The 21,164-nt window shown below is 68.5% G+C and carries 18 protein-coding genes; 3 read left to right on the top strand and 15 right to left on the bottom strand.

The window, feature by feature from the left end; all coding sequences use genetic code 11:
* Nucleotides 1–15: 15 nt before the first annotated feature.
* The 4 genes from HDA45_RS24755 to HDA45_RS24740 form a co-directional block, all read right to left on the bottom strand.
* Nucleotides 16–2,433, bottom strand: coding sequence for a collagen-like domain-containing protein (locus tag HDA45_RS24755; RefSeq protein WP_184899109.1), 2,418 nt, complete (start codon nt 2,431–2,433; stop codon nt 16–18).
* Nucleotides 2,433–2,747 (bottom strand): hypothetical protein, encoded by a 315-nt coding sequence (locus HDA45_RS24750; RefSeq protein ID WP_101612201.1) that lies wholly within the window; start codon nt 2,745–2,747, stop codon nt 2,433–2,435. Before HDA45_RS24750 ends, HDA45_RS24755 begins: the two co-directional genes overlap by 1 nt.
* A 139-nt stretch (nt 2,748–2,886) precedes the next feature.
* A complete protein-coding gene (locus HDA45_RS24745; RefSeq protein WP_020633351.1) occupies nt 2,887–3,192 on the bottom strand; it encodes an acyl carrier protein in 306 nt (101 codons plus the stop codon).
* Entirely contained in the window at nt 3,182–4,879 is a 1,698-nt protein-coding gene (locus HDA45_RS24740; RefSeq protein ID WP_184899107.1) for a fatty acyl-AMP ligase, read from the bottom strand. The genes HDA45_RS24745 and HDA45_RS24740 overlap by 11 nt, the downstream gene beginning before the upstream one ends.
* A 15-nt stretch (nt 4,880–4,894) precedes the next feature.
* Here HDA45_RS24740 and HDA45_RS24735 point away from each other — a divergent pair, with 15 nt between their 5' ends.
* Nucleotides 4,895–5,827 (top strand): cytochrome P450 family protein, encoded by a 933-nt coding sequence (locus HDA45_RS24735; RefSeq protein ID WP_184899105.1) that lies wholly within the window; start codon nt 4,895–4,897, stop codon nt 5,825–5,827.
* 4 nt (nt 5,828–5,831) lie between these two features.
* Here HDA45_RS24735 and HDA45_RS24730 read toward each other — a convergent pair whose 3' ends face one another.
* The 6 genes from HDA45_RS24730 to rplM all read right to left on the bottom strand — a co-directional run bounded on the left by HDA45_RS24730 (nt 5,832) and on the right by rplM (nt 11,724).
* Entirely contained in the window at nt 5,832–6,308 is a 477-nt protein-coding gene (locus tag HDA45_RS24730; protein WP_184899103.1) for a hypothetical protein, read from the bottom strand.
* Between the two features lie 19 nt (nt 6,309–6,327).
* On the bottom strand, nt 6,328–8,763 hold the full coding sequence (locus tag HDA45_RS24725; protein ID WP_184899101.1) for a hypothetical protein: 2,436 nt from the start codon (nt 8,761–8,763) through the stop codon (nt 6,328–6,330).
* Nucleotides 8,763–9,077 carry a type VII secretion target gene (locus tag HDA45_RS24720; RefSeq protein ID WP_343072144.1) on the bottom strand — a complete coding sequence of 105 codons (315 nt, stop codon included), beginning with the start codon at nt 9,075–9,077 and terminating at the stop codon, nt 8,763–8,765. The genes HDA45_RS24725 and HDA45_RS24720 overlap by 1 nt, the downstream gene beginning before the upstream one ends.
* A gap of 78 nt (nt 9,078–9,155) precedes the next feature.
* Nucleotides 9,156–10,490 (bottom strand): phosphoglucosamine mutase, encoded by a 1,335-nt coding sequence (glmM, locus tag HDA45_RS24715; protein ID WP_184899097.1) that lies wholly within the window; start codon nt 10,488–10,490, stop codon nt 9,156–9,158.
* A gap of 251 nt (nt 10,491–10,741) precedes the next feature.
* Entirely contained in the window at nt 10,742–11,257 is a 516-nt protein-coding gene (gene rpsI / locus HDA45_RS24710; protein WP_184899095.1) for a 30S ribosomal protein S9, read from the bottom strand.
* Nucleotides 11,258–11,271: 14 nt separating this feature from the next.
* On the bottom strand, nt 11,272–11,724 hold the full coding sequence (gene rplM / locus HDA45_RS24705) for a 50S ribosomal protein L13 (protein WP_005166833.1): 453 nt from the start codon (nt 11,722–11,724) through the stop codon (nt 11,272–11,274).
* 275 nt (nt 11,725–11,999) lie between these two features.
* Between rplM and HDA45_RS24700 the strand changes: the two genes are divergently transcribed.
* Nucleotides 12,000–12,890: a hypothetical protein gene (locus HDA45_RS24700; RefSeq protein WP_184899093.1), complete on the top strand. Its 891-nt coding sequence runs from the start codon at nt 12,000–12,002 to the stop codon at nt 12,888–12,890.
* Between the two features lie 62 nt (nt 12,891–12,952).
* Nucleotides 12,953–13,705 (top strand): DUF4333 domain-containing protein, encoded by a 753-nt coding sequence (locus tag HDA45_RS24695; RefSeq protein WP_184899091.1) that lies wholly within the window; start codon nt 12,953–12,955, stop codon nt 13,703–13,705.
* A 116-nt stretch (nt 13,706–13,821) separates the two neighbouring features.
* Here the strand turns inward: HDA45_RS24695 and HDA45_RS24690 are convergent, their stop codons facing one another.
* The 5 genes from HDA45_RS24690 to eccCa form a co-directional block, all read right to left on the bottom strand.
* Nucleotides 13,822–14,106 (bottom strand): WXG100 family type VII secretion target, encoded by a 285-nt coding sequence (locus tag HDA45_RS24690; RefSeq protein WP_101612192.1) that lies wholly within the window; start codon nt 14,104–14,106, stop codon nt 13,822–13,824.
* A gap of 53 nt (nt 14,107–14,159) precedes the next feature.
* Nucleotides 14,160–14,480 (bottom strand): WXG100 family type VII secretion target, encoded by a 321-nt coding sequence (locus tag HDA45_RS24685; protein WP_005166828.1) that lies wholly within the window; start codon nt 14,478–14,480, stop codon nt 14,160–14,162.
* Nucleotides 14,481–14,711: 231 nt separating this feature from the next.
* Nucleotides 14,712–15,074: a hypothetical protein gene (locus HDA45_RS24680; protein WP_184899089.1), complete on the bottom strand. Its 363-nt coding sequence runs from the start codon at nt 15,072–15,074 to the stop codon at nt 14,712–14,714.
* A gap of 12 nt (nt 15,075–15,086) precedes the next feature.
* The gene (locus HDA45_RS24675; protein WP_184899087.1) at nt 15,087–16,997 is read right to left on the bottom strand and encodes a type VII secretion-associated protein; all 1,911 of its coding nucleotides are present in this window, start codon (nt 16,995–16,997) and stop codon (nt 15,087–15,089) included.
* 68 nt (nt 16,998–17,065) lie between these two features.
* Nucleotides 17,066–21,073: a type VII secretion protein EccCa gene (eccCa, locus tag HDA45_RS24670; protein WP_184899085.1), complete on the bottom strand. Its 4,008-nt coding sequence runs from the start codon at nt 21,071–21,073 to the stop codon at nt 17,066–17,068.
* Between the last annotated feature and the right edge of the window lie 91 nt (nt 21,074–21,164).

Raw genomic sequence — 21,164 nt, 5'->3', positions numbered from 1 at the left:
TTCCCCGGTTACCGATCATCGCTCGTAGCTGATCGAACGGTCGCCGCCCTCGTCGTCGAGCGAACCGCTGATCCGGCCGCCCGCGCCGCTGGTCTCGAAAATGCCACCCTCGACGCGGTACTGGCTGGACCCACGCTGCGTGTCACCCCCGCCACCACCGGCCGCGCCGCCCATGGCGCCCATTCCACCCATCATGCCGCCCATACCGGCGGACGAGCTGCCGGCACCGGCTCCCGCGGGCGCCGGGTCCATCCCGCCGGGCGCCATTCCGAGACCGCCTTCGGCCCCGGCCGGCTGTGCACCGCCTCCGGTCTGGATGCCCGCTTCGAGCGAACCAGCCTCGTTCAGCGACCCCGCCGAACCACCGTCGCCGACGCCGCCGAGCGCTCCTTCGAAGCTGCCACCGCCTCCGCCGCCACTGGCTGTCGGCACGGTGCCGTCACCACCCGCGCCCGAGCCTGACGCGGCACCACCGGCGGCCTCGGCCTCCGCGGACACCGCGGCGGTCCCTTCGCCACCACTGACTCCAGCGCCGACCTCGACACCGCCCGGAGCGGCAAAGCCCGCGCCGTCCGCCGGAGCGGGCATCGTGCGGACCTCGTCGACCTTGCCGGGCTGCGGGTTGCCGGGATTCCGGTCGTCGAGACCGTTCTTGATTTCGTCTTTGTCGATGACGTCGCCGGGCTTGAGTTCCTTCTTCTCACCCTTTTCGTCGAGGGTGTAGGTGGTCGGCTCGCCCTTGCCGTCGTCGACGGTCACCACTGTCGGGCCGTTCGGACCGTCCGGCTGCTCGGCGGTGATCTTGAGGTTGCCGTCCTGGATGTGGATCTTGCCGTCCGGACCGGGCCGGTAGACGCCGTCCTTGCCGGGCTCGCCTTCCTTGACCGCGCCCTGCGGGCCGAACTCGCCGTCCTTGCCGTCCTTGGCCTTGTCGCCGTCCTTGCCCTCTTCGCCCTTGGGGTCGTCGAAGTCGAGCTTGTAGTCCTTCTCGTTGCCCTTGCCGTCGTCGACCTTGATGTCCATTTTGCCGTCTTTATCCGGCTCGGTCATCTCGATCTTGTTGTCGCCCTTTTGGACGGTCATGGTGTCCTGACCGTCGATGCCGTCCTTGATCGCCTCACCCGTCGCCGGGTCGATCGGGTACGGCTTGCCGGTCTCGGGGTCCAGCTCGAGCGGCTTCCCGGTGACCGGGTTCGTACCCTCGGCGGGCTTGTCCTCCGGTTTCGGCGCCTCGGGGACCTCCGCCGCCGGCGGTGTGCTGCCGCCGCCTCCGCCACCGGGAGGCGTGCCGCCCCCGCCGCCGGGCGGGGTACCGCCGCCACCACCGGGCGGGGTGCCGTTGCCGGGCGGCTTCTCGGAGCCCGGCGGCTTCTCGTTGCCCGGCGGCTTCTCGTTGCCCGGCGGCTTCTCGGAGCCGGCCGCGGGGAACGGGTTCGTGTAGTCCTCCATGAACCGCGAAAGCTCGTGGTACTGCGTGTTGATCGTGTCGGTCGCGTTCTTGCAGAGCTTCTTGAAGTTCTCGAACCGCTCACCGAACTCAGTGGCGAACGAACCCTTCAGCCACTGCTTCGCGGCTCCAATCGCGTAGTCCTTGTTCTCGTCGTTCAGCTTGCAGTCGTCGTGACGCAGCCGCTCGGCGAGGTTGTTGCCCGGACACGCGGAGTCGAGCCAGTACGCGACGTCCATGAGCTTTTCTTTGGAATCGACCTTGCCGTTCGCGATGTCGACGACCTGCTTCGCGATGTACAGAGGTGCAGTCGCGACCTTGTCGACCCGGAGCTTCAGCGTTTCGTCGACCTTCAGCTTCAGCGCGGTGTAGATCTTGTCGATGGTCGAGGGCACCAGTTTGATGGCGCCGTCCATCTGCGCGATGAGTTCCTTCGCGTCGGGCTGGATCCGCTGTTCGTACTTGACCTTCGCGGCCGTCGCGCCCTCGCCCTTCCAGTCGTGGAAGAGCGTGGTCAGCGCCGAAGTCGCGTCCTTCTGGGTCTGCTCGACGATCTTCTTGGCGTCGCCGAGATCCTCGACCTCGTCGAACATCTTCTGGAAATTGATCTCACGGTTCTCGTGGAACCGGTCCCAGATGTCGGTCTTGTAGCTGATTTCGCCCGACTTCTCCGGCATCTTGTTCCAGACCTGCTCGGCCCAATCGGAGAAGAAGTCCAGTGCCGGCTTTCCGAGGTCGAGCACCTGGTCGGATTTGGTGGTCGCGCCTCCGGCGGCGGGCCGGGCCATCGAGTCGAGGTCCTTGTCGGCCTGTTTCGTGTCGGCCGCCTGCTTCTTGTCCCCCGCGGCGTTCGAGTCGCGTTCGGCGACGGCCTTCTTATATGCCGCTTCCCTGGTCCACGGCATCATCAAAGCGTCTTTCGTGCCCTGAGTGACGTAGGGGTCGTTCAGCATTTCCTTGATCTGAGCGGGCGTCGGTTCACTCATTACTGGGTTCCCGCCTTGTTGGCAGCCGCGGCGTTCGCCTGGTCGGATGAGGTGTAGCGGGTCGACGCGGTGCTGACCCCGCCGGCGAGCTGGGTGAGCTGGCCCGCGTAGCCCTTCATCGCGTCGGAAATGGCGAGAATCCCGGTGGCGTAGCCCTTTTGGTAGTCCTTGTGGACTCGGCCGAAGTTCTCGGGCCCGACCTGGGTCGGCCCCACCTTCCCCGCCTCGGACGTCGTTTTCTCAGCCGCGCGCTCCAGCGACGTCGACGCCGTGAGCATCGCCTCTGAATCGGCTTTGTAGCCCCCGTCCGGCATGACCGGTGCCCCCTTCGTCCCGCTGTATCCGCCTCGTTGTCCCACCTACGACGCACGCCGACCGCATCAGGTGCCATCGCATATGCACACAAGAATGTACCCACCGGTCACCGAGGCCGCAGGAACATTCACACCTTTGCTAACTCAAACGATTTCGACGCAAGAAGCCTGGTAGACCGCGTTTTCGCGGTTTCGCCCCCGCCTCGACGGCCTCGGCGAGAACGGTCGCCGCGCCCCGGATGTCGACCAGGCGATCCAGCTCGTCGAGGTCGATGTCGATGCCGAACTCCACTTCGACCGTCGCCAGGAGCCGGACGCGGCGGCGGGAGTCGACGCCCATCTCGGCGAAGGGCGTGTTCTCGTCGATGGTGTCCGGATCGACGTCGAAGGTCTCGCAGACGAGGGCCTTGATCTCGTCGACGTACTCGCTCCCGTCAGCTGCCATGGGGGGATTCTGTCCCATCCGGCTCCCAATACCGCGTTCTGGCCGCGGAACGCGCGACCTTGCCGCTCGACGTCCGCGGCAGACCGCCGGGTTTCACCAGGAGGAAGGCCTTGAGCCGCACGTCGTGACGTTCGGCGACGGCGCGGGCGGCCGCCCGCGCGACCTCGTCTTCCTCGAAGTCGGACGCCTTCCGCGCGCGTTCGGCGACCACGACGACGCCCTCACCGTCGTCGAGAGCGACCGAGAACGCGGCGATCCGGTCTGCCCCGAGGATGGGGTGAGCGGCGGCGACGGTCTCTTCGATGTCGTGCGGGCTGTGGTTGCGGCCGTCGATGATGATCAGGTCCTTCAGGCGTCCGGTCACCGACAGCCTGCCGTTCCGGATCGAGCCCAGGTCGCCGGTGCGGAGCCAGCCGCGTTCCCCGTCGAGTTCGGCGTCGAAGACCTCGGCGGTCAACTCCGGACGCCGCCAGTACCCTGCCGCCACGTTGGGCCCCTTGACCCAGATCTCGCCCACGTCGCCTTTAGCGGGCAAAACGTCATCCGCCCGCGCGACGACGCGGACCCGCTGCCCCCTCGGCCAGCCGATCTCGACGACCTCGCGGCCGTCCACTTCGGTCACCACCGGGCCGCTGGAATCGCCGCTGGCGACGTACACCGTCGCCTCGGCCAGACCGTAGGACGGCCGGAAGGCGCCCCGCGGGAAGCCGTGGGGTTCGTACGCGGCGAGGAAGTCGCGGACGGTCGCCACGCGGACCGGTTCGCTGCCGCTGAGCGCGATCGACACCGTCGAGAGGTCGTACTCGGCGCGCTTCGCCTCGGGCACGGTCTCGGTCACCAGGTCGTACGCGAAGTTCGGCGCCGCCGTGAGCGTGTTCGGATACGCCGACATCAGCAGCAGCCAGCGTTCCGGGCGCCGGATGAACTCCAGCGGCGCGATGAACACCGTCCGGCCACCGGCGTGCATCGTCCCCGCGAGCAGTTGCGCCAGCCCCATGTCGTGGAAGAACGGGATCCAGCCGACGCACGTGGTGTGCTCGCCGACGTCGTAGGCGTCGCAGATCTGCCAGCACGCGGCCGACAAGGCCCGCTGCGTGATGATCACACCGGCGGGTGATCGCGTGGTGCCGGACGTGTACTGCAGATAGGCGGGGTCTTGGGGGGAAACCGGCGCCGGCAGGGATCGGTCCGCCGGATCCAGCGGCAGGGTGTCGATGGCGACGATCTCGCGGGGCGCGGGCACCGGCTCGGCCTCGGCGAACTCCTTGAGCCGCTCGACCAGGGCTTCCGAGGTGAGCCAGATGTCGGCGTCGCAGTCGTTGAGGACCCCGACGAGCCGTTCGCGGTGAGCGCGGACGTCCGGCGCGGACAGTGGCACCGCGACGGCCCCGGCGTACAGCGCGCCGAAGAACGCGACGACGTAGGAAAGGTCCTGCCGCGCCGTGATCGCCACTCGGTCTCCCGGCTGGATCACCTCGCGCAGCTTCGCCGCGACAGCTCGGACGTGGGCGAGGAGGTCGGCCCAGGTCAGCGTGTCCTCGACGGGTTCGTGCCGGTTCGAGCAATCGAGGTGCGTGTACGCCGGGCGCTCGACCTCGGCGCGCTCGAGCAGGCGATGCACGAGCGGGGTCCGCAACACTTCTTCGGGCACTTCTCGTGACACTTGCACATCCTCCGGCCGCGGCATGGGCATCATACGAACGTGGACGACTTCTTCGTGCTGGACGATCCGGCGGACCGTGTCAAGGCCCTGCGCGACCGCGAGCTCAGCTCGAACCCCGGCGGTGCCGCAGCCGAGACCCCGAACCTCCTGCTGATGGACGGCATGGACCACCGGCGGCTGCGCGCGGTCGTCAAGGAGGTCATCGCCCTGGTCGAGCCGCTGCCGGACGCCCTGCTCACGGACCTGCGCGTCGCGATTAGCCCGCTAAAGTCGCGCGCCCGGTTCGACCTGGTGGCCGACTTCGCCAGGCCGGTGGCGGCCAGGGTGACGGAAGCGGTACTCGGCACGGTCGAGCCACTCGGCGAGAAGCTGCTGACGAACCTTTCGGAGACCGCCGCGAACTTGGACGTCTGGTCGGGCGGACCGGCCGGGGCCGATATGGCCGCGCTCAGGGTCGCGATGTTCTTCCTCAAGGCGGAGGCTGTCGAAGGCGGCGGGCTGGCTCTGCTCCGCGAAGCGCACGAAGCGGGCCGGATCACCGAAGACGAGCTGATGATCACGCCGGTGATGCTCGCCCACGCGGCGTACGAGAACTCCATGAACTTCCTCGCCCTCGCCGCCCTCGAACTCCTACGCCGCCCAGACGTCCTCGACAACGTGCGCGGCCTGATCCACGAAGTCGCCCCGACCCGTTTCGCCGCCCGCCGCGTGACAGCGCCGTTCTCCTTGGGGGACAAGGACTTCACGACCGGGGACAAACTGGCCGTCCCGCTGGGCCCCGGCACCGAACTCGCGTTCGGCCTCGGCCGCCACACCTGCCCCGGCTCGCGGATCGCGGTCGCCGAGGGCGAAGTGGCGCTTCGCGCGCTCGCCGAGATCCTGACGCCCGGCCACGTCGTGGAAGACGTGCGGTACAAGACGCACGCCGTCTTCCACGGCGTCGAGCGGGCCATCGTGACGCTGCGAACCTGAAGGCTCAGGTCGCCAGCCAGTCGGTGTTCGCGAAATCGTCGTCGTCACCGCGCGCGGCCGCCCGCCGATGCCGCCCGGCCGGACGTTCTTCCGGTACCGGCGCCGGGGGCGGCGGGGGAACCTGAGGAGCGGGAACAGCGGGCGGCCGGAACGAGACCGGCGGCTCCTCGGCCGTCCGATACCCGGCACGGCGCTCGTTCTCGGTCTCGTCCTCCTCGAACCCGAAGTCGCCGTCGTCCTCGACCTTGTCGCCGAGGGTCGACTCGGTCGCCCAGCCGCCCGCGGCCTCCGCCCGCCGCTTCTGCTCGAGACGCGCGGACAGCGCCGCGCTCGTCTCCTGCTTGAGCTTGTCGCCCGCGGCCTGGGTCTCCTCGATCGCCTTCGTCGCCCGGTTGTCGACCAGGTACATCCGGTCGCCGTTCTCGCGCTCCAGCCCGGCGAGCTTGTGCCGGAGTCTGGCGAGATCCTCCTCAGGATTCACTGATCCCCTCCCCTGACCGCTAGCGGAAGCCGATGACGCCGTCGTCGTCGAGCGAGCCGCTGATCCGGCTGCCCGTCGTCGCGGTGTCGAACAGGCCGCCGTCGACCCGGTATCCGCTGGACGTGCGCTGCTGGTCTTCACCGGACCCTTGCCCGCCTCCGGCCGCACCGCCGCCCATCATGCCCATGCCGCCCATCATCCCCGCACCGGACGCGGCCGGATCCTGGGCGCCCCCACCGGGTGCGGCACCGAGCCCCGACGGCGCCGCGGGAGCGGACGCGCCACCACCGGCTCCGGCGGGATCCGACGCGTCACCGAGATCACTTTCGAACGGGTTGCTCAGCGACTGGGCCGTCGTCGATTCGGAATCGCTCGCCGCGGCGGCCACCGGTTCGACCGGATGACCGGGCGCCGAGGCCGGTGCTCCGCCGCCGACACCGCCGGACGTCGTGTCGTGCGAAGGAACGGCCTGCTGACGTGCGGCGTCTTCGACCGGCCGCGCAGCAGCAGCGGAGCCATCCGCGATGTGCCTGCCCGTGGCCTGCGGCGTGGAGTCCGGGCTCGCGTGACGACCGCTCGCGGGCTCGTCCTCGCCCAAGGTGTACTTCGACGGATGTCCCGACCCGTCGTCGACGGTCACCAGTGTCGGCCCGCCAGGACCACCGGGCCGTTCCGCGGTGATCTTGAGCCCGCCGTCCTCGATGTGGATCTTGCCGTCGGGACCGGGCTGATAGACCTGTCCCTGGCTCGCGGTGGGCCGCGACGCCGACTCGGGAGTGTCCCGGTGCACCGGCCCGCCCGCCGCGTCACCGGTTCCCGGCGTGGCCTTGCCGTCGCCGAAATCGAGGTTGTAGTCCTTGGCCTGACCGGCGCCGTCCTGGACGGAGATGCCCATCTTCCCGTCGGCTCCCGGCTCGGCCATGGAGATCTTGCGGTCGCCCTGCTCGACCGTCATCGTCTCGGGCTGGGTGCCGTCGGTGTCGCTCTTGATCGCCTCACCCGTACGGGGGTCGATCGGATACGGCTCGCCGGTGGCCGGGTCGACGTCGAGCGGCTTGTCCGTGACCGGGTTCTTCTCCTGCCCCGGCACTTCCGGCGTCTCGGACTTCTCCGGCTGCTTGTATTCGACGGCGCTCGGCGGCGGCATCTGCCCACCGCCACCCGAAGACTTCCCGCCACCGCCGGAGGACGGGCCGCCGCCGGTGTCCTTCCCGCCGCCGCCCTTCTCGACGGGCTTTTCGCCACCCGTCTCCGGGGTCTTGCCCAGATCCCCGTAGGGATTCTCGACCACCTGACCGAGTGAATCGAAGTACGCCTTCCACGCGCCGTTGATCGCGTCGCGCGTGTTCTTGCACACCAGCTGGAAATTCTCGATGTGCTTGCCGAACCAGCCGAGGAAGACGGTCTTCAGCCAAGCGACCGCCTGAGGTTTGATGACCTCGTCGATGGTGCTCTGGTCGATGTCACCGCCGTCGTCGTTGAAGGCGTTCTTGGCTTCGATGCTCAGGAATTTGATGCAGTGGATGATGTCGTTCTGGCTGCACGAACCGTCGGCGATGCGGATGATCCGCTCGATGTCCTGCGCCGTGGCACCGTCGATGTTGTCGGTGTACCACTTCTGCAGCCAATCGACCTTCTCCCGGCAGAACTTGCCCACCGAGGCGTTGGTCCGCAGAAGCCCGTCACCGGCGGCCTTGAAAGCCTCGGCGACCAGACCGGTCTTGTCCGAATAGGCCTTCTGATAGGCACGCGCCTGATCCGCCGCCGCGCCGTCCCAGGTGCCGAGCGAATTCCCCAGCTTCCCGGAGACGTCCTGCGCCGATCCGGCGATCGCGGTGCCGACCGCGGTCAGCTCGTCCGCGCTCGCCTTGAACAGGTTGAACGGGATGTTGTCCTGCTCGTGGTACAGCCGCTGGAGTTCGGTGAGGGCGATGGCCGCTCCTCCGCCCGCCAGGCTCAGCGCGCGGAGGTAGAGCGGGTGGAAGGTTTCGTAGACCTTGAACCCCGAAAGACCGGGGACCATGATGTCGTTCGAATTCGCGCAGCCCGGGTCGGTCTCGGTGGCGCGACCGGCGATCTCCTGGCTTTTCGCCGCGTCCTTGTTCAGCGCGTCGCGATCGCCTTGCCGTCCCGCGGCCTGGCTCGCGTCGTACTTTTCCTGCGCGGTCTTGTAAGCCTTTTTGACCTCTTCGAGGGAACCGTCATTGACGTTGAGGTCACCCTCGGTGATCCAGTCACCGTTCATCGACTTGAGGTGGTCCCGGAAGCCGTTCCGCTCGGCTTCGCTGGCGAAACCGCAGCTTTCCGGCGACTCGTCCTCGATGTAGTCGATGTAGTTGAGGGCGAGCTCGCGTTTGGTGTCGCGGTCGATGTTCGGGTCGTTGAGGATCTTCTCGACTTCGGCCCGGCTGGGAATGTCGTGCCCGGTGTCACCACCGACGTCCGCGAGAGGCATCAGTGCTTCCTCATCTCGGCCGCGTTGGCGTCCTCATTGGACTGATAGAGGTCCTTGGACGCCGCGAGTTTGCGGCCGAACTCGTCCGACGCCGCGAGGTAGCTGCGCGCGCACTTCGCCATGCGCTGGATGCTCGCGGAATAACCGGTGAAGCAGTCCCCGTGTGCCGGGCCGAAGCTCGCGGCGCTCAGATTGATCTGCTCGACCGCCGCGATCGGCCCTTCGCAGGCCTGCTTCGGCAGGTCTTGCAGGACCTTCGCGGCCTCGTTCAGCTGCGCCGGATCGACCTTGTGCCCTTTACCCGCCACCGTCACCCTCCCCTAGGTATACGCACACGGAATGTACCGGGCCGGTAACCCAGGCGCAGCGACTTGGGAAGATCGTGAGTGGGCTTACGAGGCGGAGGAAACGACTCCCGCGAGCCTGTCGGCGGCCGCCTGTGCGGTGTCGTGCGCGGGGGCCTCGACCATGACGCGGACCAGCTGCTCGGTGCCCGACGGGCGCAGCAGGACACGGCCCTCGTCGCCGAGTTCGGCCTCGACGGCGCCGACGGCGTCGCGGACAGCGGCCGAGACGGCGACAGCCGCCTTGTCCGCCACGGGAACGTTCACCAGCACCTGCGGCAGGCGGTTCATGACGGCGGCGAGGTCGGCGAGCGATTTGCCGGTGGCCGCCATGCGGCTCATCACCCGCAGCGCGGTGAGGAGACCGTCGCCGGTGGTCGCGAACGCGGGCAGGACGACGTGGCCGGACTGCTCGCCGCCGAGCGCGAGCCCGCTCGCGCGGAGCTCTTCGAGGACGTAGCGGTCTCCGACGGCGGTGGTGACCAGGTTGATGTCGTGCGCGCGCATCGCCAAGTGCAGGCCGAGGTTGCTCATCACGGTCGCGACCAGGGTGTTCTTGGTCAGCTCGCCGCTCTCGGCGAGCGCGAGCGCGAGGACGGCCATGATCTGGTCGCCGTCGATGAGTTCGCCCGCGGCGTCGACAGCGACGCAGCGATCCGCGTCACCGTCGTGCGCGATCCCGAGGTCGGCGCCGTGCTCGACGACGGCCGCGCGCAACGCGTCCGGGTGATTCGAACCACAGTGCTCGTTGATGTTCACGCCGTCCGGGTCGGCGTGGATCGCGATGACCTCGGCGCCGGCCTTGCGGTAGACCTCGGGGGCGGCGAAGGACGACGCGCCGTTGGCGCAGTCGACGACGACGCGCAGCCCCGCGAGCGGATGCGGGGTGGCCGACAGCAGGTGCTGGGTGTAGCGCTCACCCGCGTCGGGGACGTCCTTGACGCGGCCGACGCCGATTCCGGTCGGGCGGGTGACGGGAGCGGCGAGACCGGCCTCGATCTCGTCCTCGATCCCGTCGGGGAGTTTGTGCCCGCCCGCCGCGAAGAGCTTGATGCCGTTGTCGGGCATGGGGTTGTGGGAGGCGGAGATCATCACGCCGAGGTCGGCTTCGAGCGAGCCCACCAGATACGCGACGGCGGGTGTCGGGAGGACGCCGAGACGGAGCACGTCGGCACCGGCGGAGGTGAGGCCCGCCACGACGGCGGCCTCGAGCATCTCGCCGCTGGCACGCGGGTCACGGCCGACGACCGCGACCGGGCGGTGCGAACGGTCGTGGGCGGCGAGGACGCGGGCGGCGCTGGCGGCGAGCGAGAGCGCCAGCTCCGGAGTCAGCTCCTCGTTGGCGAGGCCACGTACGCCGTCGGTACCGAATAGACGAGCCATCTGTCGACCTCCTTGAAAAACCACCACGACAACCTAGCGAGTGCCCATGCCCGCCTCCCCGCACCCCTGACTTCGCCTTTAGCGGGCTAAACGCGACGCGCGGAGCGCGTTTAGCCCGCTAAAGGCGAACGCGTGGGGCACGCGGGACTGCTGTGACAACGGGGCCCGAGAGAACGGCGGGACCCCGGAAACACGGAAGCGCCCATCCGAAAGACGGATGGGCGCTTCCGCGGGTTGCGCCAGAGGCGCGATCAGCGCTTGCTGTACTGCGGAGCCTTACGGGCCTTCTTGAGGCCGTACTTCTTCCGCTCCGTGGCGCGAGCGTCACGGGTCAGGAAGCCGGCCTTCTTCAGGGCCGGGCGGTCGTCGGCGTCGACCTCGACGAGCGCACGGGCGATCGCGAGACGGAGCGCGCCGGCCTGGCCCGAGATCCCGCCACCGTGCAGGTTGGCGAAGATGTCGAACGAGTCGGGCTTGTCGACCGTCACCAGCGGCTCACGGATGAGCTGCTGGTGCACCTTGTTCGGGAAGTACTCTTCGAGCGTGCGGCCGTTGAGCTTGAACTCACCGGTACCGGGAACGACGCGCACCCGGACCACGGCTTCCTTGCGGCGGCCGACGGTCTGGGCGTTGCCACCGGCGGCACGCGACGGCCGCGGGGCGGCAGGCGTCTCGCTGGTCGCGACGGCGTCGCCGACTGCGGGGGTCTCCGTGGTCGCGACGGCCTCGGTGGTGGCCTCGGTCGCGGTCTCCTCGGTGCTGGTCACAGACTGTTCCTCACTCACTGCGCGACCTGCGCGATCTTGGTGATCTCGCGCGCCTGCGGCTGCTGCGCGGCGTGCGGGTGCTCGGCGCCGGCGTACACCTTGAGCTTCTTCGCCTGGGCGCGGCCGAGCTTGTTCTTCGGGAGCATGCCCTTGACGACCTTCTCGAGCAGGTGCTCGGGCTTGGTGTCGAGCAGTTCGCCGAAGGAGCGCTTCCGCAGGCCGCCGGGGTAACCGCTGTGCCGGTACGCGAACTTCTGCTCGCGCTTGTTTCCGGTGAGCGCAACCTTCTCGGCGTTGACGATGATGACGAAGTCACCGGTGTCCACGTGCGGGGCGTAGGTCGGCTTGTGCTTGCCGCGCAGCAGCGTGGCGACCTCGGTCGCGAGCCGGCCGAGCACGACATCCTCGGCGTCGATCACGTGCCAGGCACGAGTGACGTCGCCGGGCTTGGGGCTGTACGTGGGCAAGGGTCTACCTCGTCGTCAACATTGCGTGTGGGTTCTGTGCGGGCCTAGCGCTTACGCGCCGCAGCGCACAACGACATATGAAGATACCCCCACGCCCGACCCTACTGCGAAGCGGGGGTCGGTCCGGGGTCCCATACTAGGACCGGCGCCCGGCGGGCGCCCCGCAACTGTACCTCGCCGGTGTGGCGGAACCGCCCACGGCATCGTCCTTCGCGGGAGAGGATGAGACGATCCGGACGCGCACCGCGCGCGGGGACTCGATCAGGGGAACGGCGATGAACAAACGGCCAACGACCATTTTGTGCGTGCTGGGCGCCGTGCTGGCGCTCACCACCGCCTGCGGCCAAGCGCGTGCGGGCACCGCCGTGCCGAAGGGCGACGACGCGGCGACCTACGTCGGCACGAAGTTCGAAGCGGCGATGAACAAGCTGCAGGACACCATCGGCGACCAGCGTGACGTCACCAGCGAATCGGGCGCCTACTTCCGGTTCGACGAGAAGTACGTCCGCAGCACGATCTCCTCGGCCCGCACCGGTTCCCCGGAAGGCCGGGTCAGCCGTCAGCGCTCGCAGAAGAACCCGGACGACAGCATCGACTGGTACACCCCGGCGGACGGGGCCGTCGAGTACGTGTACCTCGGGCCCGTCTACAAGAGCCTCGCCCCGACGCCGTGGGTTTCGATGCTGAAGTCCGAGGCCGGGCTGACCATTCCCTGCGCCTGGGTCGGGATCATCCACGCCTGCAAGATGGCCGACGCGATCGCCGTGGCCTACAACGCGGACAAGAAGATCGTGAAGGGCGCCAAGAGTCTTCCGGACAAGCGGACCGAGCTGACCGCCGACGTCCCGTTCGGGAAGTTCATCGAACGCCGGGTGGAGGTCCTGCCGGCGTCGATCAGCAGCGGCATCACGGACGAGATGAAGAAGGCCCCGGTGCGGACCACGGTCTCCCTCGACCCGGACGGGACGCTGAGCCAGATCGTGATGGAGGCGAAGATCGAGGGCAACGGGCACAAGATCGAGCTGCGCTACGACTTCCGCTTCACCGGCAAGGCGAGCACACAGGACCTGCCGAAGCTGCCGGACGCCTCGCAGATCACCGTGCTGCCGGACAAGGCGGCCAAGGACGACTTCAACCGCCGGTACAACGAGTTGAAGGGCGTCTGAAGCATGGCCGAACGCCTTCGTCCCGACGCCGTGCAGTTCTCGACGCCCCGAGGTGACCACCGATGAGCCAGCCGCCCGAACAGCAACCGCAACAGCCACAACAGCCGCAGCAGTGGTGGCAGCCACCGGCGAATCCCGGGAACCAGCAACAGGGCTGGCAGCAGGAAGGGCAGGCCACCGGGCCGCATGCCGGTCAGTGGCAGCAGAACGACGCGGGCGCGGCGAGCACCGGCTCCTACACGGGGCAGTGGCAGCAGTCCCCGCAGCCCGGCGTCACCGGCTCGTTTTCCGGGCCCTGGCAGCAAACCGCCGGTCCGGCGCCGGCTTGGCAGCAGCAACCGCAGCAGCAGCCGGCGCCGCCGCAGCAGCAGGATTGGCAGGCACAGCACCAGGTTCCGGGCACTCCCCCGCAGGGGCAGTACGGCGGCGGGTTCCAGCCAGCGCAGTCGTCCCAGTACGGCGGGCTCGGCGCTTTCGGCGCGGGGCCAGAGAAGAAGCCGAAGGTTTCGAAGAAGACGTTGCTGATCGGCGGGGTCGCCGCGGCCGTCGTGATCGCGGGTGGCGTCGGGGCTTGGCTGCTCGGCGCTTTCGCGGGCGACAGTCTCGATCAGAAGTCGGTCCAGGACGGTGTCGTCCGCGTGCTCAACGAGCACTACGGGGAGCCGGACGTGAAGAACGCGGAATGTCCTTCCGGACAACCGGTGGTGAACGGCACCACTTTCGATTGCTCGATCGACCTTTCGGGACAACGGAAGAAGGTCACCGTCCGGGTGCTGAACACCACGCCGGAATTCGAAGTCGGAGCGCCCCACTGATACGCCGAAAGCCGCGACGGGAACACCCGTCGCGGCTTTTTTCTTTACCCCAAACGAAACGGCGGGCTCGGCATCCGAAGATGCCTGCCCGCCGTTGCTCGTTCGGAGCGTGAGACTCAGAACAGGCCGGTGACGCCCTGCTCCGTGCTCTGGTAACCGTCGGCCAGCTGCGGCAGCACGCCGGCGACCTGCGCGAGGAGCTGCTTGAGCTCGTCGAACTTGTTGTCCCACTCCTGCTGAGCGGCCAGGTACGCGGTCTGCGCGTCACCCTGCCAGGTGTTGACCAGCGGGGCGAGGTCGCTCTTCAGCTGACCGAACAGGGACTCCAGTTCGCCGCCGGTGCTCGAGCAGTCGTCCGCCGCCGCGTGGATCGTGGCGTAATCGACCTTCATATCGGCCATGATTTCCTCCAGTACTCAAGAAAGACTTGGTTTTGATCGGGTGGAACAGAAGATCAGCCGAGGACGCCGAAGCCCTTGTTGACCGAGTTGATGAGTTCCTGCTGCTGCTGCTCGGAAGCGTTGTACTTCGAGCCCGCCTGCTCCAGCAGTTCACCGATGTTCTGGAGGGCCTGGTTCAGCCCCCGGCCCGCTTCGTCGAAGCGCTTCATCACGTTGTTGAACGCAAGAGCCGCGTCACCGGTCCACCCAGCGCGGGTGGCCTCGATGTTGTCGCGAAGCTTGCTCAGGTTCTGGTCCATCGAAACGCGAACCTCGGTCACCCGCTTCTCGGACTGGGTGAACTGTTCGACGCTTCCTTGAAAACCAGCAGCCATGGGAGCTACCCCCTTCGTTCGTGGTTATCCGCACTTGGTGTGTTCGTTTCGTACGGACCTACGACGGAGACCCTGCCACGTCTGGTTCCCCCTTGTCGCTGTTTGGTTTCAAGTAGTTGCTTGCGTGAACGCTCCCCATGGGAACCGGGCCGCGATGGACCGTCCACACCTTGCGAATCATCCGGAGAAATGGCCTTTCACCACGGGATTTCGCAAACGCACAGCGGTCGATCATTCCACGCGGCGCATGATTCGCGACTGCGAAAAGTCCTCGTCGTCGTCACCCACACGTGGCCGTCTGGCCGCCGGTTCTGGCCGAAAGGGAACCAAGTCTGCCGCTGAGGGCAAAGCGGGAACCGGAAGACCGGCGCCCGTGCGGAACCGTTTCGCGGCGTTCCGGAGGGCGGCGGGTGTCGGCGCGGTCTCACCGCCCGCGAGCCGTCCCTTGCCGAATTGCTTCGCCAGTTCGGCGTTCTCGCCCCGGCGGCGTTCGTACCGCGCCTTGGCCGTGCGAGCGACCTGCCGGGCATAGGTGACCGCGTCGCGCCCTGTGCGCGCGAAGTGCTCGGAGGCTGTCTCGGGTTCGGGTGGCATGTGCCTCCCCCTTCAGTTGACGACCACCATCGTTTTGACGACCTGCTCGCAGGCCGCGCTCACCCGCTGTTCGAGCGGTGAGCCGGTGCCGTACTGGCAACCGATGTGGACGCGGATCTTTCCCTGAGCGACGACGTACCAGTCGACGCGTGCCTTCGGCTTGGTCTCGCGGTAGTAGATGACGGTTTTGCCCGCGTAGGTCGCGGAACCGTTGAAACCGCTGTACTTGTCCGGCTCTCGCCCGGCCTCGGCGCCGAGGTCGTCGACGAGCTTCTGTCTGTCGGCCGTCGCGTCGTAGTTCATCACGTACTCCTGGGCGACCACGAGGTCGTCCCCGGCGAGGGAGTCGTTCGGATGGATCACCACCTGACGCTTGGCGACGCGGTCGTCGGTCTGCATCCAGTCCAGCGGCGCGATGAAGCGATAGTCGTACTGGGCGAGCGTCCGACCTTCCGGCTCGTCCTCACCGCTGTTGACCGCGAAGAGCACGCCGCCGACTACGGCCGCCACGACCACGACGGCCGCCGCGATGATCCAAGGCGTCTTCTTGCCCTTGCCGCCTCGCTCGGCGGGCTTGGTCTCACGGGAGGGCTCACCCGGCCGCCAGGGCGGCGGTGTCGGCGGCCCCTGCCGCGTCGCGTTTAGCGGGCTAAACGCGCTCTGCGGGGGCGGGGCGGGCTGGCGAGGGCCTGGGGCGAACTGAGGGCGCCGGTCGGCGGGAGCCGGTGCGGGGGCGCCGCCGACACGGGAGACCGCGGAACCCGCCAGCGATCCGGTCCGGTCCGGGTCGATCAGCACGGCGCGCAGGGCGCCGCGGGCGACCACGGTCTCCGGCTGGTCCAGGGTCGTGGGGACGACACCGGTCCGTTCGTGCACGAGCCGGGACACCATCGGGATCCGGCTCGACCCGCCTACGAGGAAGATCGCCGTCAGCTGCTTCGGCCGCAGCCCGGAATCACCGATCGCGGCCACGGTCAGCTCGACCGCGCGGCCGAGCGGGCCCGCGATGATCCGCTCGAGGTCCTCGCGGGTCACGTGGGCGTCGGCGAACGGCGGCGGCATCGGAACGTCGGTGTACGCGTGCCGCGACAGCGTCTCCTTCGCGCCACGCACGTCCTGCCTCAGGACTCGGCGACGCCGCCTGTCGGTCAGCTCTCGGCCTTCGACCAGCTTCCGCCATTCCGGCGGATCGACGGACGACACCAGCGAACCCACGTGTTCCAGGAGCGCCTGATCGACGTCTGCGCCCCCGAAGCTCGGATCCCCCCGGGTGGCCAGCACCTGGAACCCGGCGCGTTTAGCGGGCAAACTGCGATCCGCCGGACTGCCGGGCATGCGCTGGACCACGGAGACGTCGACGGTGCCGCCACCGAGGTCGAGCACCGCGAGGGCGTCCCCCGGCCTGCCGCTGAACTCGACGGTGCGCTCGGAGTTGAGATCGGCCGGGGCGAACGTCGCCGCGTGGTAGACCGCCGCGGCGACCGGCTCCGGCACGAGGGCGACCTGACGCGCGAGCCCGCCCGCGGCCTGCCGGAGCAGACGGGTCCGGGTCGCGCCCCAATCGGCCGGGTGGGTCAGGACGAGCAACTCGACCTCGGCGTCACCGGCGAGCCGGCGAGCCTCTGTCACCGCGCGTTTCAGCACTGCGTGGACGACGTCGGTGACGCGGAGGACGTTGTCGCCCAGCAGCAGGTCGCCTTCGTCGATCCGGCGCTTCGGATTCGGCTCGTAGCGCGACGGATCCACCGCCGCCTGCCGTTCCGCCTCCTGGCCGACGAACAGCGTCCCGTCCGGCGCGGCGTAGACCGCCGACGACATCAGGGGCTGCCCGTCCACCACGACGACCTGCGGCTCGCGGCCGTTGATCGACGCCACTACGCAGGTGCTCGATGTCCCGAAGTCCACCGCTACCCGCACAGTCACAAGCCACTCCCGCAGATCGTCGTCGTCACCCCGAGCCCGGCCCGTCCCTCACCTGGTTCCGCGGGAGGTCAGTCCGGCTGGATCCACGAGACCTGCATGAGCTGCTTGCCGTGCTTCCGGGTCACGAGGTTTCCCCGTCCCGGCGGCATCTGGCTCGGCTTCACGTTGGAGACGAGGTTGCCCTCGTCCCGCGAGCCGTTCATGACCATACCGGGCGCCGCGATCTCCCTGAGCTTGCCGAGGATCGGGTCGAACATCGCCCGGCTCGCACCACCACTGCGGCGCACCACGATCACGTGCAGACCGACGTCCTTCGCCTGCGCGAGGAACTCGGCGAGCGGCTTCAGCGGGTTGCTCGTCTGGGTGGCGACCAGGTCGTAGTCGTCGACGATGATGAACAGCTCCGGACCGGTCCACCAGGACCTGGTCTTCAGCTGCTCCTGCGTCACGTCCGGACCGGGGAGCCGCCTGCTCATCGACCCGTGGACGTCCTTGACCATGCTGTCCAGCTGCGCGGCGGAAACCGCGTAGCCGAGCAACTGGTCTCCGCCGACGAAGCCGAGCATCGTGCGCCGGTAGTCGACGAGGATGACGACCGCTTCCTGCGTCGTGTACCGCTCGGTGATGCCCCGGGTGATCTGGCGCAGCAGGTTCGTCTTGCCCGACTCGCCGTCGGCGAACGCGTAGAAGTGCGAATCGGCGGCGAAGTCGAGGTAGATCGGCTGGAGGTCTTCCTCGTTGACACCGATCGGCACCAGCTTCGTGTTGCGCTTGGTGTCGATGGACAGGACCTCGTCGTAGGTGACCATCTCCGGCAGCAGGCGGACCTGCGGTGCCGGGCGGCCCCGCCACGCGGCCTTGATCTTCGCCACCGCGTCGGCGACACCGGCGGCGACGTCGTCCGGGTTGCTCGATCCGTCGATGCGGGGAAGACCGGTCAGCAGGTGCAGCTTGTCCCTGGTCAGACCGCGGCCGGGACGGCCGGACGGGACGTTCACCGCGACCCGGCGGTCGATGTCCGACTCGCTCGGGTCACCGAGGCGCAGCTCGAACCGGGTGCCGATCATGTCCTTGATCGCCGGGCGGATGTCCGCCCACCGGTTCGCCGCGATGATGACGTGCACGCCGTAGGAAAGACCCTGGGTGGCGAGCTTGGTGATCGAGGTCTCCAGCTCGTCGAAGTCGTCCCGCAGCGCCTTCCAGTTGTCGACGATCAGGAAGGCGTCACCGAAGGCGTCCTCTTCGGGCTTGATCTCGCCCCGCCGCTTACGGTTGCGGAACTCGTTCATGGAGTCGATGCCCATGGCACCGAACCGGCCTTCCCGCTCGGTGAGCAGGGTGGTCAGCTCGGCCACGATCCGGCGGGCCTTGTCCGGCTCGCGCCGGGCGACGGCGACACCACCGACGTGCGGCAGGCCCTGGAGACCGGCCAACGTACCGCCACCGAGGTCGAGCGCGTAGAACTGCGCTTCCTCGGGGGTGTGGGTCAGCGCCATCGACATGATCAGGGTCCGGAGCATGGTCGACTTGCCCGACTGCGGACCGCCGACGATCACGCCGTGCCCAGCGGCACCGGAGAAGTCCCCCCAGAGCAGGTCACGACGCTGCTCGTACGGTCGGTCGACGATGCCCATCGGCACCTGCAGCCGCCCGTTGCCGAAGAACCCGACCGGGGAAAGGCCGCGGTCGTCGGTGGGGTTCAGGTTCGGCAGCAGGGTGTCGAGCGAGTTCGGTTCCTTCAGCGGCGGCAGCCACACCTCGTGCGCGGGCGGGCCCTGGCCGATCAGCCGGGACACGATCACGTCGAGCTCGCTGGGCTCGACGGCTTCCTCCGACTTGGCCTGCTCCACCGGCGCGGCCTCGATCTGCTGAGGCTCCGGTTCCTTCGGCAGCTCGACGAAGTCCGGGACGAACAGCTGCGGCCGCTTGTCCGCGCGGACCACGGTCGCGACCGGGCCCGCCGCCTTGATACCGGCGGGCCGATACGGGCCCGAGACGTACGAGGCCTTGAAGCGGACCAGCGTCGAGGTGTCGTACTTGAGGTAACCGCCACCCGGCACGGACGGCAGCTCGAACGCGTCGGGCACGCCGATCGCGGCACGGGATTCCGCGGCGGAGAAGGTCTTCAGACCGATGCGGTAGGAAAGGTGCGAGTCGAGACCGCGCAGCTTGCCCTCTTCCAGCCGCTGCGACGCGAGGAGCATGTGCATCTGCAGCGACCGGCCCAGCCGTCCGATGGCGACGAACAGGTCGATGAAGTCCGGCTTCGCGGCCAACAGTTCGGAGAACTCGTCACAGACGATGAAGAGCGCGGGCAGCGGGTCGAGGTCGGCGCCGTTCTCACGGGCTTTCTCGTACTCCCAGACGTTCTTGAAGTTACCGCCGTTCTTCAGCGCCTCCTGGCGCCGGTTCATCTCACCGGCCAGCGCGTCCTTCATCCGGTCGACCAGCGTGACCTCGTCCGCGAGGTTGGTGATGACCGCGGAAACGTGCGGGGCGGCGTCCAGACCGAGGAACGTCGCACCACCCTTGAAGTCGACGAGGACGAAGTTCAGCGTGCTCGACGAGTGCGTGGCGAGCATGCCGAGCACCAGGGTGCGGAGGAACTCGGACTTACCGGAACCGGTCGCCCCGATGCACAGGCCGTGCGGGCCCATGCCCTCCATCGCGGCTTCCTTGATGTCCAGCTCGACAGGCTGGCCGTACTCGCCGACGCCGAACGGGACGCGGTAGCGGTCTCGCACCGGGCGCGGACGCCAGGCCTGCTGGACGTCGAAGGTCATCGGGTCGCCGGGGATGCCCAGCAGTTCGAGCAGACCGGGGTTGGACAGCAGCGGCTCTTCCTCGGCGGCGTCCTGCGCGGCGGTGCCGACGCGGTACGGGGCGAGAAGTCGTGCCAGCGCTTCGGATTCGACCACGCTGAGGGTGTCCGGACGGCCGAACCACTCGACGCCGCCGGCGCTGCGCGCGCCGAGGCGGTCTTCCTCGACGACCAGCCGCAGGCCGCGACGGGCCGCGAGGTTGCCGATGGAGTCGGAAAGGTCGATCAGCGTGACGCCGACCAGACCCTCTTCGAGGATGATCTGCTCCTCGCGGGTGACCTCGGCGTCGTCGACGATGATGACGACGTGCGGCTGGTCCGGGGCGGGCGTCGCGTTACGGGAGAACCGCTGGCGGTCACGGAGTTCTTCGTCGAGCCACTGCTCGATCTGCGCGAGGGAGCCCGCCATCATCCGCAGCTGGCCGATGCCGTCGGCGAGCGCCGGGTGCTGGGCGTGCGGCAGCCACTTCGCCCACTCCCACTCTTCCTTGGCACGGCCTGCCGTCGCGACCGCGATGAGGACGTCGTCGGGGCTGTGGAAGGTGACCAGCTGGGCCAGCATCGCCCGGGTCAGGCCGCGGGTGAGGCCGCGGTCGCCCTGCATGCTGACCGCGGCGAACCCGCGGAGGGTGATCTGGGTGGGCAGGTCCGGGACGATCGAGTGCGCGCGGACGAACCGGCGCAGGGCGAGCGTCGCGATCGGCTCGAGTTCGTCGACGGGGCCTGTCTGCGGCGGCACGAGCCGCGTCGCGAGACGGTGCGAGGAGCGGCCGACGCGGAGGTGGAGGAAGTCCTGGTCGTTCTGGCGGCGTTCCCACATGCGGCGGCTCGCGGCCAGCGACCACAGCGTCTGCGGGTCGGGGTGGACCCATTCGAGCGCGGCGCGCTGGTCGACCATGGCCTCACGGGCCCTGTCACGCATCTGGCCGAGGTAGCGCAGGTAGTCCTTGCGGTCCTCGTCCATCTCGGCTTTTTTGGCGCCGCCGCCCTTGCCCGCGCCGCCGGCCATCATGCCGACGGTGCTGAGCACCATCATGCCGCCCATCATCATCATCATGGGATTGCGTCCACCCGTGGTGAACATGAAGACCATCATCCCGAGGGAGGCGACGATCATCACCGCGGGAAGCAGCTTCATGACGATGTTGCCCGGGATGGTGCGCGGCACCTCAGGCGGCGGTTCGAGATGCACCTCGCCGCCCGGCGGCCGCGGCGCCGCCAGGCGCGGTGACTTCTTGAACTGCAGCGTGCTCATCGAAGGACCCCTCTTCAAACTCGACGATGGCGGCCACCGTTGGTGCGCGTACTGGTGCGCGAGACAACCTATCGAACGTGGCCGGTGAAAT

It is taken from the genome of Amycolatopsis umgeniensis (assembly GCF_014205155.1).
Classification (GTDB): Bacteria; Actinomycetota; Actinomycetes; order Mycobacteriales; family Pseudonocardiaceae; genus Amycolatopsis; species Amycolatopsis umgeniensis.
Note: the sequence above shows the minus strand (reverse complement) of the source record. Positions and strands in the feature narration are given on the sequence as shown.

Excerpts from the sequence above, each read along its gene's own strand:
- HDA45_RS24755 (WP_184899109.1), bottom strand. The coding sequence starts at position 2,433 with ATGAGTGAACCGACGCCCGCTCAGATCAAGGAAATGCTGAACGACCCC.
- HDA45_RS24750 (WP_101612201.1), bottom strand. The coding sequence starts at position 2,747 with ATGCCGGACGGGGGCTACAAAGCCGATTCAGAGGCGATGCTCACGGCG.
- HDA45_RS24745 (WP_020633351.1), bottom strand. The coding sequence starts at position 3,192 with ATGGCAGCTGACGGGAGCGAGTACGTCGACGAGATCAAGGCCCTCGTC.
- HDA45_RS24740 (WP_184899107.1), bottom strand. The coding sequence starts at position 4,879 with ATGCCGCGGCCGGAGGATGTGCAAGTGTCACGAGAAGTGCCCGAAGAA.
- HDA45_RS24725 (WP_184899101.1), bottom strand. The coding sequence starts at position 8,763 with ATGCCTCTCGCGGACGTCGGTGGTGACACCGGGCACGACATTCCCAGC.
- glmM (WP_184899097.1), bottom strand. The coding sequence starts at position 10,490 with ATGGCTCGTCTATTCGGTACCGACGGCGTACGTGGCCTCGCCAACGAG.
- HDA45_RS24700 (WP_184899093.1), top strand. The coding sequence starts at position 12,000 with ATGAACAAACGGCCAACGACCATTTTGTGCGTGCTGGGCGCCGTGCTG.
- HDA45_RS24695 (WP_184899091.1), top strand. The coding sequence starts at position 12,953 with ATGAGCCAGCCGCCCGAACAGCAACCGCAACAGCCACAACAGCCGCAG.
- HDA45_RS24690 (WP_101612192.1), bottom strand. The coding sequence starts at position 14,106 with ATGGCCGATATGAAGGTCGATTACGCCACGATCCACGCGGCGGCGGAC.
- HDA45_RS24685 (WP_005166828.1), bottom strand. The coding sequence starts at position 14,480 with ATGGCTGCTGGTTTTCAAGGAAGCGTCGAACAGTTCACCCAGTCCGAG.
- HDA45_RS24680 (WP_184899089.1), bottom strand. The coding sequence starts at position 15,074 with ATGCCACCCGAACCCGAGACAGCCTCCGAGCACTTCGCGCGCACAGGG.
- eccCa (WP_184899085.1), bottom strand. The coding sequence starts at position 21,073 with ATGAGCACGCTGCAGTTCAAGAAGTCACCGCGCCTGGCGGCGCCGCGG.